The following is a 13,422-nucleotide window of genomic DNA, read 5'->3' on the forward strand; positions in this document are numbered from 1 at the left end:
GCCGTGCTTTCTAAATTGTTTTTATAAAAACGCAAGTGCTTCTTGTGCAGCCACTCGACCTTCGTCGGTGGGAACGACCCACACCTCGATGGCGCTATTGTCGGCGTGAATCGATACCGCTTGATCGCCCGTGGCCTTGGCATTGCGTGCAGCATTCACCTGCACGCCGAGGTAGGCCAAAGCATCACCCACTTGTTGGCGCAGCACGGCGTCATGTTCGCCAATGCCGCCCGTGAAAACCAACACATCAAGACCACCCACACAAGCGCTGAGTGCGCCCACTTCGCGCACCACGCGATGGGCAAACAAGTCGGTGGCAAAGCGTGCCGCCTCAGAGCCTGCTGCGCTTGACGCACGCAAGGTGCGCATGTCAGCGCTCTCGCCCGACACACCCAGCAATCCACTTTGTTTGTAAAGCAGCTTTTGAAGTTTGTCGTGATCCCAACCCTGCTCCATCAAATACAACAGCACACCTGGGTCGAGTGCACCGCTGCGCGTGCCCATCATCAAACCATCCAGGGCCGAGAAGCCCATGGTGGTGGCCCGACTTTGGTGGGCAATGGTCGCGCACACGCTGGCACCATTGCCCAAGTGAGCCATCACGGTGCGACCTGCTGAGCGAGGCACGTCACGTTGTAGCACTTGGCTCACATATTGGTAAGACAGCCCATGAAAACCATAGCGACGCACGCCTTGTTCGGTGAGCTTTTTGTCAATCGCAAACGTAGTTTCTAGGCGTGACAAGGTGCGATGAAACGCTGTGTCAAAACACGCCAGCTGTGGCACATCGGGAAACGATTCAGCAAACGCGTTGATACCCGCCAAATTGTGCGGCTGGTGCAATGGCGCCAAAGCATTCAGTGTGGTGAGCTGCACCATCACTTCGGGCGTCACACGCACGCTGCTGTTGTAAAACGCACCGCCATGCACCACACGGTGCGCGATGGCTTGCACCTGCAAATGCGCAAAGCGTGACACCAGCAAAGCCTTGAGGGTGGTGAGCGCGGCATCAAACACGTCTTGTGCAGGCTGCACCGTCACGGCGGCAGATTCCTTCGCTTGGCCAGCAACACGAAAACTGATGCGTGGTTGACCAGAAGGCTCTAAGCCTTCAATGTTGCCTGTGACTTCAGCCTCACCAATACAAGCATCAGCGCCTTTGCCTTGAATGGGATAGAGCGCAAATTTGAGGCTCGACGAGCCCGCGTTAACAGACAGAATGCTCATGCGGGATGCGTACGGTAGTGGTGGGCAACGAGCTTGGCCAACAAGGCAGAAGCGCTGCGTGTGGTGGCGGTGTCGGCACGGCTGGTCAGTGCAATCGGCACGCGTGCCCCCAACACCACGCCGGAACCAGAAGCGCCAGCCAAATACTCCAGCTGCTTGGCCATCATGTTGCCCGACTCCAAATCGGGGGCTACCAAAATGTCGGCTTGGCCTGCTACCGCAGAGGCAATGTGTTTGATCTCTGCCGCGTGGCTAGACACCGCGTTGTCAAAGGCGAGCGGGCCATCGAGCAAACCGCCTTTGATTTGCCCACGGTCGGCCATCTTGCACAGGGCAGCGGCGTCGAGTGTGGAAGGAATGTTGGGATTGACGGTTTCAACCGCCGAGAGAATGGCCACCTTCGGCTCGGCCACGCCCATGATTTGCGCAAACAAAATCGCGTTTTGCACGATGTCGGCTTTCTCGGCCAAGGTGGGTGCGATGTTGAGCGCGGCATCGGTGATGTACAGCGGCTTGGGGTACATGGGCGCTTCAAAGCGAAACACGTGTGACATACGCCGTCCCGTGCGCAGCCCTTTTTGCGACACCACGGCATGAATTAACTCATCCGTGTGCAAGCTGCCTTTCATCAGGGCTTCTAGTTTTTTATCGGCAGCCATTTGTGCCGCCACGTCAGCGGCATCGTGGCTGTGCGCCACGTCAATCACTTCGATGCCCGTCAAATCAATGCCGGCCTCTGCGGCCACCCTGCGCAGCTTTTTCTCGGGCGCAATCAGCAACGCTTGAATCAGCCCCGCATGGTGCGCGTCCATCGCGCCTTGCAACGAGTCGGCATCGCAGGGGTGCACCACACCGCAACGCACAGGCTCTAGATGTGCGCCCAGCGCCAGCAAATTGGCATGGCGTTGCTCGGGATCAAACAGGCTGATGTGCGGCGCAGGGATGCGCGGCATGCGCAGCTTTTCGGTGGGAGCCATGACTTTGGCCACGCCATACAAAACGCGCTCGCCTTTTTGGTTTACCAACAAACAATCGAGCTCTACCGTTTTTTTGTCGTCTTGTTTGCTGATGCAAGTGACGGTCACGTTCAGTGTGTCGCCGATTCGCACAGGCCGGCTGAAGTGCAGGTTTTGCTCAAGGTAAATCGTGCCGGGGCCTGGAAAGACGGTGCCCAACAAACTGCTGATCAGCGAGCCGCCCCACATGCCGTGGCCAATGACGCCATGAAACAAGGTGGCGTTGGCGTAAGTGGGGTCGAGGTGCGCTGGGTTGGTGTCGCCTGACACGGCTGCAAAGGCTTGGATGTCAGCCAAAGAGAGCGTGCGCACCAAGCGTGCCGCTTGCCCCACCACGATGCTGTCGTAGGGGTAGTTTTCTAGCCACTCGTTCGTCGGGTCGTTGGTGAGGTCAGTGATGGGGTTGGTGATGTCGTTCATGGTGCGCTTCAGTTCACGGCGTGGCTGCCGGCATCTACATAAATGGTTTGGCCTGTCATGCCACTGGCTGCATCGGTGCACAAGAAAGTACTGAGGTTGGCAATTTCTTGCAGCGTCACCAATCGGCCCAGTGGCGCTTTGGCGATGTTGCTTTGCATTAGCGCGTCAAAGTCCTCAATGCCCGAGGCCGCACGTGTGGGAATGGGCCCAGGCGACACCGCATACACGCGCACGCCTTGGGGCCCAAGCTCTGCCGCCATGTAGCGCACCAACGATTCAAGCGCCGCCTTGACGGGCCCCATCAAGCCATAGTGCGGCACAGCCTCGTCAGCACCCAAGTAAGACATGGTCACCAGGCTGCCGCCGTGCGTCATGTGCGGTGCACACAGTTTGGCGAGCGTGGCAAACGAGTGGCACGACACCTCCATGGCGCGGGCAAAGCCTAGGCTCGAGCTGTCAATCACACGGCCATGCAAATCGGCCAGTGGTGCCCAAGCGATGGAGTGAATCACAAAGTCCAAGCGGCCCAGTTTGGCCACGGCATAAGCCACCAGTTTTTCTAACTCTTCAGGCGTCTCGATGTTGCAGGTTTGCAGCTCCATGCCCAAGGGCTGAGTGAGTGGCTCAACAAACGGACGGGCCTTGTCGTTCAGGCATGACGCCACCACCTCAGCGCCCATGGCCTGCGCTTGGCGCGCACAGCCCCATGCAATGCTGTGTTCGTTGGCTAGGCCCAGCACCAAACCTTTTTTGCCTTGAAGGTCAAAGGCGGACATCGTGTTCATAAAAACTCCTCAAAACCAAGGGGGGGCTCAAAACGGCCCGCCACAAAACGTAAACGCGTGGGCCCAGGCATGGCGCGTTGCGACAACGAATGACGCACATCACCTGGGTAGCACAGGGTGCGCACACCGTCGTCATCGTCAAACGGCTCGGGAAGAATCAACGCTGGCGTTTGCTGCTTGGCACAGTTCAACACACTGTCCGTACTGGGGTGTGACAACAAAGACACCAAGGTCATGATTTGCGGCGGTGCCAGCGGCAAGCCACCGGCCCAATAGCGGGTCAATGCGTCCATCGGGCTCAGCCACACGCTGTCAATAGCCTCAATGTTGTCGTGCACCGGCTGCTGCCCTGCTGGCAGCACCGCCACAAAAAATCGCGTGTCAAAACGCCTGTTGGTCACCGACGGTTGCACCGGCGTGATCCAACGCGACCACGGCGCCAAGAGCTGCGTGTCCACACGCAAATCCGCACGTTGCAACACCTCGGCAAAGCCTTGACCACCATGCAGCGCTTGCTGCCACTGTTGGCGTTGCGCGGCATCATGGGCCAAGGCCTCGTTATGTTTCAAGCGGGCATACAACACACCGCACTCTTCCAACACTTCGCGCACGGCGGCCACATACAGACCGGCAGCGGTGTGCAACGACAAGTCGGGCTCACCCAAGGCGCTGTGCAGCACCTGCGGTGAAGTGTCTAAATAGGCGTGTACATCAGGCGTGCAATCGGCATCGTCTAATTTGCCACCTGGAAAAACATAAGCACCACCCAACACAGCCGAAGCTTTGTGGCGGCGCAGCAAAAAGACCTGCAAGCCTTTTTGGGGCTCATCACGTAACAACACCACCGTGGCCGAAGCCCGCGGTGGTGTTGTGATGATCTCGCTGTTGAGTTGCATGAACTCAGCGATGAATCTGAAGATTACTTAGCGATGTAGGCCACATCAGCACGGCGGTTTTGCGCCCAAGCAGCTTCATCGTGGCCTTCAGCCTTTGGCTTTTCACTACCAAAGCTCACTGGCTCGGCTTGGCTGTCTTTCACGCCATAAGCCTTCAAGCCGCGCACCACAGCCTCAGCGCGCTTTTGGCCCAGGGCCAAGTTGTACTCACGGCCACCACGTTCGTCGGCATTGCCTTCGACGCGCACTTTCAAGGCACCGTTGGCAGCCAAGTATTTGCCCTGGCGCTCAACCACCGCAGCTTGGTCAGCCTTGATGTCGAACTGGTCGAAACCAAAGTAAACACTGCGCTCTTTAGAGATGGCGCTGTTGGGGTTCAAGTGGTCGGCCACCACAGCAGCCACTGAAGAAGATGCTTTGGCATCGGAGACGTTGCTGTTGTCGAGTTTGGTGGAGCTGCAAGCAGACAACAACGCGACAGACACGATTGAGAAGATGGCAAGTAAACGTTTGGACATGGTTTTTTTAGTTTGTAAAATTAACCCTTGAATTTTAACGGATACCTTTCAGCTTGAAAGTGTTGTTTTTTTTGACACATACGGAAAATCTTTTATAAATCAATGACATAGAGAATTTTGTTAATATTAATTCTTTTATTTATACAGATCAATTAAAAAGTATTCAATTGGTCATAAAAATCAAGGTTCCGCCGCTATGTGCCGATAAAACAGCACATTGACCACGGTGGCAGTGCCCATGTAAATTCCATTCCCCGTTAGAAATTTCGGGTGTTTGAAATACAAAAATATGAAGTGCTGCTAGCTCAGCTCGAAGGGTAAGACGATGTCAACATTCAAAATTCTGGTCACCAGTCAAAAAGGCGGCGTGGGTAAAAGCACGGTTTCTGCCAATTTGGCCGCCTATTTGCGCCGCCAGGGTCAAACCGTGACGATGATCGACTTTGACACCCATGGCTCCTCCAGCACTTGGCTGACACGCGCGCCCAATATTGGCGTGGTGGTACAGCACCACATCTTGCCTTTGGACCAAGGCGGCAATCGCCCCATCTTGGATGCGCGCCTGCACCTGCGCCGCGCGGCCAGCAGCAGCGACGTGGTGATTTGCGACTTGACATGGACCGACTCCATCGCGGGCGAGTTGATGTTTGAATACGACTTGGTGATCGTGCCAACGTCGGTGTCGGAAATTGAGTTGGCGGCTACAGCTGGCTTCTTAAGCCGCCACCGTTGGGTGTTTGACTCGGCCATCCACACCCCTCCCACACTGTTGGTGTGTCCCACCCGCGTTCACCCTGAGCAGCTGCACAGCGACATTTTTTCAAAGCAACGCTTTCCCGTCAGCTTCATGCTCGCGCCGCCTGTGCTCGAAGCGCAATCGGCCCGCGAGATGTTTGAACGTGGCTATTTGATGGACTTGCAAGACGCTTGTGGCGCATCGTTCAATGAATTTGGCAAATCGGTTTGCGCAGCGCGCGAAATGCGCGAGTCAGCACAAGGCATGCGCCAAACTGCCAATACACGCATCACGGCGCCCGTCATGCGCAGCCCAGGCTCACCCAACATGGCGGCAACCGGCGTGAAACGTAACAGTTTGCTGGCAAACTCGGCGACGCTTTCTAGCCAATATTCCATCTTGGGTCGCCACCGCATGCAAAAAATTCGCCCTGAAGAGATGGCCAACAAATCGGCACCTCACGTCGTTGCTCCAGAAAGCACGCACATTGCATCAATGGGCATTCCGCAATTCCTCAAACGCATGTCCATGGGTGTGTTGAATAAATGAGCTCCGAACCACAATTTTTGTCCTTCAAAGGACTCAAGCAATACACACCTGAAGACGGATGGGGGCAAGTCAATTCGATTTTGCAATCCCACACGCAACAGGCTGCCGCACCCACGCAGCCACAGCATTTCAATGCGGTGCCTGAGAACGTGCCCACGCTGACTGAAACACCAGACAGCATGTCAGGGCAAGCATCCCCTATCTTTGACCCACTCATCAATGAGCTGTTCGAGCAACTGCGCGTGCCGCCCAACGATGACCTGACCCAAACCTGGCGCACCATTGCCGCCGAAGTCAATTTGCTCACCGAGCGCATGGCCTTGCAACGCGAGCTGCAAGAGCGTTTGCACAAGCTGGAGCATGAGCTGGTCAACTTGCGCGGCACGATTTTGTCGCACCTGTCTGATGTGCAACAGGCCGCTGACCAACAGCTGAGCTCGGCGCGTTTGCGTGCCGAAGTGTCAGCCTTGGCCCAAACCAAACTGTCAGCCAAACTCAAACCATAAACACCACCCAATCGCCTAGGAGCGCCGCGCATGCTGGACAAACTCAATCAGATTTATCCGGTGCGCTACACAGCGTTCATTGCATCGGTTGTTTTACTCGTCTTCTCGCTCTTGGGCGCCGGCGTGATGGGCCTGAGTGGCTGGTGGCCCACCGTGTTTTTGTTGTTATGCCTGGTCGGCCTGCACGACTTGCAGCAATCGCACCATGCCATTTTGCGCAACTACCCCATCATTGGGCACTTGCGCTTCATGCTCGAAACCATTCGCCCCGAGATTCGCCAGTATTTCTTAGAGTCAGAAACCGAAGCCTCCCCGTTCTCGCGCGCCCAACGCACCTTGGTCTACACACGCGCCAAGGGCCAAACTGACAAACGCCCCTTTGGCACACAACTCGATGTGCGTGCCATTGGCTATGAGTGGATCAACCATTCCATCGCGCCATCCCAATTGGACGGGCATGACTTCCGGATTCAAGTGGGCGGCAAAGACTGCACACAACCCTACAGCATCAGCCTGTTCAACGTGTCTGCCATGAGCTTTGGTGCGCTCAGCGCCAATGCCATCCAAGCCCTGAACCTCGGGGCCAAGATGGGTGGCTTTGCACACGACACGGGCGAAGGCTCGATCTCACGCCACCACCGCACACATGGCGGCGATTTGATTTGGGAAATCGGCTCTGGCTACTTTGGCTGCCGCGACGCGCATGGCCATTTCAGTCCCGAGCACTTTGTAGAAAACGTGCGCTCACCGCAAGTCAAGATGGTGGAGATCAAACTCAGCCAAGGTGCCAAGCCGGGCCACGGCGGTGTGCTGCCCGGCCCCAAGGTGACCGAAGAAATTGCAGAAGCGCGCGGCGTGATGGTCGGCCAAGACTGCGTGTCGCCCGCCACCCACAGCAGCTTCAGCACACCATTAGAAATGATGGCCTTCATTCAGCAACTGCGCACCTTGAGCGAAGGCAAGCCCGTGGGCTTCAAGCTGTGTATTGGCCATCCATGGGAATGGTTTGCCATTGTCAAAGCCATGTTGGAGACCGGCATTCAGCCCGACTTCATCGTGGTGGACGGCGCCGAAGGCGGCACAGGTGCAGCACCGTTGGAATTCTCTGACCACATGGGCATGCCCCTGCAAGAAGCCTTGCGCTTGGTGCACAACACCTTGGTTGGCGCGGGTTTGCGCAACAGCATTCGTGTGGGTGCCAGCGGCAAGATTGTGAGCGCCTTCGACATGGCGCGTGCCTTGGCATTGGGAGCTGATTGGTGCAACAGCGCACGCGGCTTTATGTTTGCGTTGGGCTGTATCCAAGCCCAAACTTGCCACACCGGCAACTGCCCCACAGGCGTGACCACGCAAGACCCAACGCGTCAAATGGCACTGGTGGTCCCTAGCAAAGCCGAGCGCGTTGAAAACTTCCATGAACACACATTGGAAGCCTTGCAAGAACTCATGGAAGCCTCGGGCCTCAAAACCCCGCACGACTTCACACCGCGTCACATCATGCGCCGCGTGAGCGAAACGCAGACCTTGCATTTGTCGGACTTGGTCGACACCCTAGAGGCGGGTGCCTTGCTCAAAGACGATGTGAGCGCCTTGCCTGCCGTGTTCAGCGACTGGCAACTGGCCAGCGCCAAACAGTTTGGCATTTAATCCGGTACGCGTGGGTACTGAATAGGTTTTTCGCGAACCACCGGTGGCACGCTAGCAGCGGCCGCGGCAGCTGCAGCCACACGGGCTTTTTCGGCTGCAGCACGCTCTGCGGCAGCGGCCTTGTCGGCAGCAGCTTTGTCAGCAGCCGCCTTCGCAGCGCGGGCCGCACCAGCGCGTTCAGCCGCTGCTTTTTCTTCGGCAATTTGCTCTGCCGACTTCACCGGTTTTTCAGGCTGCATGCGCATGGCCACGGCACGCTCGGCGGCAGCTTTTTGTTGCGCAAGACGTTCAGCGGCAGAAGCTTTTTCAGAAGCAGCAGCAGCTTTTTGAGCCTCGCTTGCAATCTTGGCTGACAGTGCAGCCTTGTCAGCTGCCTTTTGCGCATCACCAGCAGCCACAGCGGCTTTGTCGATGGTTTTCTCGATGTTCTTGAGTGCTGTTGCCTCTGCTGCAGTTTGCGTGCGCTCGCGCACTTGCACAGCGGCATTCAGGTCAGACTTGATCTTTTGAATTTCAGTCAACAACACTTGCGTGCTGGGGCCTTGGCTCGCCACCGCTGCAGCAGCAGGCGAGCGCGAGGTTTTGTCCGCCATGCTTTGCAACTTGCCATCAAACGATTGCAACTTGCTCTCCAGCGTGGTCAGCTGCTTTTGCATGTCTTTGAACTTAAGGTCGCTCGACTTGTTGGCTTCTGTCGCCACCACCGTGGGCATGGCAGCTAGGCTTTTGCCCAATTCTTCCAAGCGTTTGGCCACTTGGGTTTGGGTGGTGATGACTTCGTCTTGCTTTTCGGTAATTTCTGAAAAATCCGAATTGGTTTTACCAATTGCTGTCAGGCTGGCATCCACCTCAATCACGCGCTTGGCCATGGCATACACCATGGTGTCGAGTTCTTTGATGGACTTGGTCATCTTCATGGTGATGGCAAAGAAAATGGCCATGGCAATCAACAAGCAGGCGCAAAAAGCACCCAGCATGATGCGCGAATGCATCACGTTGCGGCGGTTGTTTTCTTGAATCTTGAACACCACGGCACGCATGGTGGCGCTCACGTCAGCCGCAATCGACGCAGAACGTGTGGACACCTCAGCCGAATCAAGCACCACCGAGGTGAGCTCTTCAATCTGACGTGCCACCTCATTGGTGTCCAACGACTGCGATGCGATGTCGTTCAGACGATCGGCCGTTGCATCGACGTCCAAGATGGCTTCTGTAGGCGCAATCGCCTCTTCCGTCGGTATTTGTTCGTCAGCCATGTTCAAACCTTTGCCTTGTTTTGGTCCTCAAGCCGATCCAGTCGGGTGTTGAGTGTGTGTATGTCGTCAGTGAGCCTGCCCATGCGGACATGCAAAGCTTCAGTCCATGTATCGGCTTGAACGGGGATGTCTTGAGCAGGCGCCACAACTGGCTCGTCGATGACGGGCTCAACTTGGGGCACAGGGGCTTCTTCTGTCAGCGTAGGAATTTGCTCCAAGGCTTCGGCCGTCAAGCCTTGCGCATCGTCGGCTAAGTCAGGCACCGAAATTTTGGGCAAGTTTTCAGGCTGATAGCCAAGCTCAAATGGCGAAGCCTCGGTATGAATACCTTCAGACGCGACAGCCTCTGGACTTGTTTTTTCGTGTTCTTGGCTCATAAGCTGGTTCCTAGCCTGCGCTTTAGGACTTTGTAAATTGGGCGGTCATCGACTTGGTGCTGCGCAACCAGCCTTTGGCCAACAAGGGGCTGGACTGCATGAAAGCATCGGCTTGAGCCTTGGTTTCAAAAGGCCCCGCCACCAAAATGAAATAACGCTTGCCTGAGTCTTTTTGACGTGCGCGCATGATGCGTGCCTTGGCGTAGGCTGCATTGCTGCGCTGAAAGCTTCGCATGTCCTCTTGGGTGTCCATGGCAGCGAGCTGAACCACATAGCCATTGGCCGGCAATTGCTTGACCCAAGCTTCGTCCGAATTGGCCTCGGGCTTGGTCTCAGTTTTGGCCGCAACAGCCACGGGCTCTGAAGCCACAGGCACAGTCGCAGGCGCAACCGCTACCGAAGCCACCGCACTAGCGGCAGAGGCCGCCTCTTCGGCTTGGCTGGCCACACGGGCCGCTTCAGCTGCCACAGAGGCCGCAAGCTCGGCGGAAGCCAAAGCTTCGGCACTCGCAGCAGACGCTGCAGCAGCCGCCGCACTGGCGGCTTCGTCGGGCGCGGCCGCGGCAGGCGTCCCGCGCAGCAGGTATTTCTTCAGCAACTCGGCTTCTTCTAAAACCCAGTCTTTGTACATGGCACCAAATGCAGCCATGGACATGAGCAAGACCAACAACACCCAACCCGCGCGTGATTTGCGGGGTTGGCGTTTGAACAAGTCGCCATCCTCTGCGCCAGTAGCGGCCGCCAACGCGGGCGCACGCAACTCGGGTTCGCGTGAGGTGTCAGCCGCCATCACGGGCGCAACTGGAACAGGCGTCGAGGCAGGCGCAGGAACCGGCATCGCCGGTGGCACAAAGGCGGGCAAGGGCTCGGGGCTCAGCGCAGGTTCTTCTTTCTTACCAAAGCCAGGCACACGCCATGCGGTTTTGGTGGGCAAGTTGAGCAACTTAGACACAGGCACCACCTCATCGCTCAGCGTGGGCGGATCGGCCAAGAAAGTAGGCTCGATCTTTGACGCTGCCACATAAGGCTCGGGCTCGGTGACCACCCAATCGGTCAGTTTTTGTTTGGCTTCACCGGCTTCGGTTTCGACGTTCCACTTGAGCAAGTTTTTACCAAACGCATCCACTTTGCTTTGGTAGTTGGCCGCGCTGTTGATGAGCAAAATCACACTGATGTTGCCCGCTGGAAAACCGTTGACCAAACGGGCCAACAGTTGCAGCTCAAAGTCTTGCATCAGAACGGAATCGCGGAATACCAAGAAGCGACGGGGCGCGTGTTTTTTGTCTTTTTCCAGCGCTTGGTCGAGCGTGATTTCAGACAAGATTTCGTTGAATTGTTGAACCAAGCGCTCAGAGTTGGTGGAGCTGCACCACTCGATGTGGGTTTCGCCCTTGGCACGCAAACGCTCTTCAAACAAGCTGCCGTAGTAATCGAGCACCATCTCGTGATCGCTCAACACTGCGAGATTGATACTGCCTTCGGTCAATGACTTCAGGAGTATTTCAAATCGCAACCGGTCACCGGGGCTTTGGTAAATGTCTGTCATGCGGCTCAAACTTCAGGTCTTAAGAGTTCATCAAAGCGCCGTTCGAGTCGAACTTCATGTCGTTCGGAACGGAGGGCGATGGCTTGACCACTTCCTGGCCACGACCATAAGACTGGTTCAGGCTGAACACATAGGCAATGACCTGCGCAACAGCGTGGTACAGCGCCTCTGGAATCGGGTGATCCAGCTTGGTCGTGAAGTATAAGGCGCGAGCCAACAAAGGCGCCTCAAAAATATAAACGTTGTGCTCTTTCGCTTCCTCACGAATACGAGCTGCCAAGCCGTCATCCCCCTTGGCCACCAACATGGGCGCACCGTCACCCATCGGGTCATACGACAGGGCCACCGCAAAGTGGGTGGGGTTGGTGATGACCACGTCAGCGTCTTTGACTTTGCTCATCATCTTGTTGTTCAAAATCTCGTGCTGGCGGCGGCGAATTTGGCCTTTAACCTCGGGGTTACCTTCCGAGTTTTTCATCTCGTCTTTCACCTCTTGCTTGGTCATCTTCAGCTTCTCGTTAAGCTGGTGACGTTGCAACGGCACATCGACCAATGCCACCAACACCAAACCGAAACTGAGCCAAATACAAGAATCCACAATGATGGTGCCTGCCACTTTGATGGCGGCATTGAGGTCCATCTGCGAGATGTGTGTGAGGTCATCTAAGTTGTTCATGACCGACACCAACAGAATAGCGCCGACCAACAAAAACTTGATCACCGCTTTGCCAAGGTTGACCAAAGCCTCTTTGCCAAACATGCGCGCCAAACCCGTCATGGGGTTGAGCTTGCTGAACTTGGGCATGACCATTTGTGGTGAGAAGATCAATCCTCCCGCCAAGGTGGTCGACAAAATAGCGATCACATACAGAATGGCCATCAAAGGCAAAACGATCAAGAAACCATCCACCATGGAGCTGCCAAAAATAGCGGGCAGTAGTTCTGCTTTGTCGGTGATGCGGCGGTCAAACTGCAACTGGCTTTTGAACAAGTTGCTCATGCTGCTGAAGATGTGATGGCCCATCATGCTGAAAAACACGGTGGCAATCACCATCATGGCGGCAGGGGCCAACTCTTGCGAACGCGCAATTTGTCCGTCGTCGCGGGCTTTCTTTAACCGCTGCGCCGTGGGTTCTTCGGTTTTGTCTTGGCCGCTTTCTTCCGACATGTCAGCCTCCCAAATACGAACGCAGCATCATGAATGCTTGCGTCCATACCCAATCAATGCGGGCCACGTTGTTGCCCATCGAAAAGATCATGACGATGAAACCCATCAAGATCAGCGCAGGAAAACCCACTGTGAAAATATTCAAGCTTGGTGCCGCACGGGCCACAAAACCTAGACCGACGTTGATGAACAACAGCGTCATCATCACGGGCAAGGCAATCAGCAAAGCACCCAAGAACATCATGGAGCTCCAGTTGATCATCTTGCCCAACATGTCTTGGCTGAAAAACGGCTGGCCAATAGGAATGAGTTTGAACGACTCCATCACCAAGCCAAACACAATCAAGTGGCCGCCCATGCCTAAGAAAACCAAGGTACCCATGATGTTGAACAACTGCGACAGCACAGGCACGCTGCCCATGTTGGGGTCGACCATGTTGGCCATAGACAAACCCATCGAGCCCGACATGGCTTGACCCGCCACCACCAAAGCAGCCGAGGCCACTTGGAAGACCAAGCCCATGGTCAGGCCGATCAAGATTTGACGAGAGATTTCCATCAAGCCATCGGCTGTGATGGGATCAATCTTGGGAATCTCAATTTGCTGCGACACAAAAAACGCCATCGCAAATGCCAATGAAATGCGAATGCGCATGTTGACTGCGCGGATCGAAAAAATAGAGGTGAACGCCAGAAACGCAGACAAGCGAAGCATGGGCCAAATGACGACCAAAAACTTGTCTAGGATTTCAATGAGCGAGGCGTTCATGGCTGT

General features: G+C 55.9%; 13 protein-coding genes. 3 read left to right on the forward strand and 10 right to left on the reverse strand.

Annotated elements, in window-relative coordinates:
• Positions 1 to 21 precede the first annotated feature (21 nt).
• From RMR24_RS09745 to pal, 5 genes are read right to left on the reverse strand one after another with little or no spacing between them, the layout of a single operon-like run.
• Positions 22 to 1,227 carry an acetate/propionate family kinase gene (locus RMR24_RS09745; RefSeq protein ID WP_310614883.1) on the reverse strand — a complete coding sequence of 402 codons (1,206 nt, stop codon included), beginning with the start codon at positions 1,225 to 1,227 and terminating at the stop codon, positions 22 to 24.
• Entirely contained in the window at positions 1,224 to 2,663 is a 1,440-nt protein-coding gene (locus RMR24_RS09750; protein WP_310614884.1) for a bifunctional enoyl-CoA hydratase/phosphate acetyltransferase, read from the reverse strand. Before RMR24_RS09750 ends, RMR24_RS09745 begins: the two co-directional genes overlap by 4 nt.
• A gap of 8 nt (positions 2,664 to 2,671) precedes the next feature.
• A complete protein-coding gene (fabI, locus tag RMR24_RS09755) occupies positions 2,672 to 3,439 on the reverse strand; it encodes an enoyl-ACP reductase FabI (protein WP_310614926.1) in 768 nt (255 codons plus the stop codon).
• 5 nt (positions 3,440 to 3,444) lie between these two features.
• Entirely contained in the window at positions 3,445 to 4,344 is a 900-nt protein-coding gene (locus RMR24_RS09760; protein ID WP_310614885.1) for an NUDIX hydrolase, read from the reverse strand.
• Between the two features lie 23 nt (positions 4,345 to 4,367).
• Entirely contained in the window at positions 4,368 to 4,862 is a 495-nt protein-coding gene (pal, locus tag RMR24_RS09765) for a peptidoglycan-associated lipoprotein Pal (protein WP_310614886.1), read from the reverse strand.
• Positions 4,863 to 5,187: 325 nt separating this feature from the next.
• Between pal and RMR24_RS09770 the strand changes: the two genes are divergently transcribed.
• The 3 genes from RMR24_RS09770 to RMR24_RS09780 are packed head-to-tail and all read left to right on the forward strand — an operon-like array spanning position 5,188 to position 8,300.
• Complete coding sequence (locus RMR24_RS09770) at positions 5,188 to 6,147, forward strand: ParA family protein (RefSeq protein ID WP_310614887.1); 960 nt, start codon at positions 5,188 to 5,190, stop codon at positions 6,145 to 6,147.
• Positions 6,144 to 6,653 carry a hypothetical protein gene (locus RMR24_RS09775; protein ID WP_310614888.1) on the forward strand — a complete coding sequence of 170 codons (510 nt, stop codon included), beginning with the start codon at positions 6,144 to 6,146 and terminating at the stop codon, positions 6,651 to 6,653. The genes RMR24_RS09770 and RMR24_RS09775 overlap by 4 nt, the downstream gene beginning before the upstream one ends.
• 30 nt (positions 6,654 to 6,683) lie before the next feature.
• Positions 6,684 to 8,300 (forward strand): FMN-binding glutamate synthase family protein, encoded by a 1,617-nt coding sequence (locus tag RMR24_RS09780; RefSeq protein WP_310614889.1) that lies wholly within the window; start codon positions 6,684 to 6,686, stop codon positions 8,298 to 8,300.
• On the opposite strand, the gene RMR24_RS09785 is transcribed toward RMR24_RS09780, so the two are convergent.
• Genes RMR24_RS09785 through fliR form a run of 5 tightly spaced genes read right to left on the reverse strand, consistent with a single transcriptional unit; the run spans position 8,297 to position 13,416 of the window.
• Complete coding sequence (locus RMR24_RS09785; protein WP_310614890.1) at positions 8,297 to 9,556, reverse strand: hypothetical protein; 1,260 nt, start codon at positions 9,554 to 9,556, stop codon at positions 8,297 to 8,299. The two genes, RMR24_RS09780 and RMR24_RS09785, sit on opposite strands and share 4 nt — an antisense overlap.
• A 2-nt stretch (positions 9,557 to 9,558) precedes the next feature.
• Positions 9,559 to 9,933 carry a hypothetical protein gene (locus RMR24_RS09790; RefSeq protein WP_310614891.1) on the reverse strand — a complete coding sequence of 125 codons (375 nt, stop codon included), beginning with the start codon at positions 9,931 to 9,933 and terminating at the stop codon, positions 9,559 to 9,561.
• A gap of 22 nt (positions 9,934 to 9,955) precedes the next feature.
• Positions 9,956 to 11,479, reverse strand: coding sequence for an SPOR domain-containing protein (locus tag RMR24_RS09795; RefSeq protein WP_310614892.1), 1,524 nt, complete (start codon positions 11,477 to 11,479; stop codon positions 9,956 to 9,958).
• Positions 11,480 to 11,498: 19 nt separating this feature from the next.
• On the reverse strand, positions 11,499 to 12,647 hold the full coding sequence (flhB, locus tag RMR24_RS09800) for a flagellar biosynthesis protein FlhB (protein ID WP_310614893.1): 1,149 nt from the start codon (positions 12,645 to 12,647) through the stop codon (positions 11,499 to 11,501).
• A 1-nt stretch (position 12,648) separates the two neighbouring features.
• Positions 12,649 to 13,416, reverse strand: coding sequence for a flagellar biosynthetic protein FliR (fliR, locus tag RMR24_RS09805; RefSeq protein WP_310614894.1), 768 nt, complete (start codon positions 13,414 to 13,416; stop codon positions 12,649 to 12,651).
• Positions 13,417 to 13,422: the final 6 nt, after the last annotated feature.

Source organism: Limnohabitans sp. (genome assembly GCF_031539105.1).
Lineage (GTDB): Bacteria > Pseudomonadota > Gammaproteobacteria > Burkholderiales > Burkholderiaceae_C > Limnohabitans.

Coding starts and splice junctions, on each gene's coding strand:
- RMR24_RS09745 (WP_310614883.1), bottom strand. CDS start 1,227: ATGAGCATTCTGTCTGTTAACGCGGGCTCGTCGAGCCTCAAATTTGCG.
- RMR24_RS09750 (WP_310614884.1), bottom strand. CDS start 2,663: ATGAACGACATCACCAACCCCATCACTGACCTCACCAACGACCCGACG.
- fabI (WP_310614926.1), bottom strand. CDS start 3,439: ATGTCCGCCTTTGACCTTCAAGGCAAAAAAGGTTTGGTGCTGGGCCTA.
- RMR24_RS09760 (WP_310614885.1), bottom strand. CDS start 4,344: ATGCAACTCAACAGCGAGATCATCACAACACCACCGCGGGCTTCGGCC.
- pal (WP_310614886.1), bottom strand. CDS start 4,862: ATGTCCAAACGTTTACTTGCCATCTTCTCAATCGTGTCTGTCGCGTTG.
- RMR24_RS09770 (WP_310614887.1), top strand. CDS start 5,188: ATGTCAACATTCAAAATTCTGGTCACCAGTCAAAAAGGCGGCGTGGGT.
- RMR24_RS09775 (WP_310614888.1), top strand. CDS start 6,144: ATGAGCTCCGAACCACAATTTTTGTCCTTCAAAGGACTCAAGCAATAC.
- RMR24_RS09780 (WP_310614889.1), top strand. CDS start 6,684: ATGCTGGACAAACTCAATCAGATTTATCCGGTGCGCTACACAGCGTTC.
- RMR24_RS09785 (WP_310614890.1), bottom strand. CDS start 9,556: ATGGCTGACGAACAAATACCGACGGAAGAGGCGATTGCGCCTACAGAA.
- RMR24_RS09790 (WP_310614891.1), bottom strand. CDS start 9,933: ATGAGCCAAGAACACGAAAAAACAAGTCCAGAGGCTGTCGCGTCTGAA.
- RMR24_RS09795 (WP_310614892.1), bottom strand. CDS start 11,479: ATGACAGACATTTACCAAAGCCCCGGTGACCGGTTGCGATTTGAAATA.
- flhB (WP_310614893.1), bottom strand. CDS start 12,647: ATGTCGGAAGAAAGCGGCCAAGACAAAACCGAAGAACCCACGGCGCAG.
- fliR (WP_310614894.1), bottom strand. CDS start 13,416: ATGAACGCCTCGCTCATTGAAATCCTAGACAAGTTTTTGGTCGTCATT.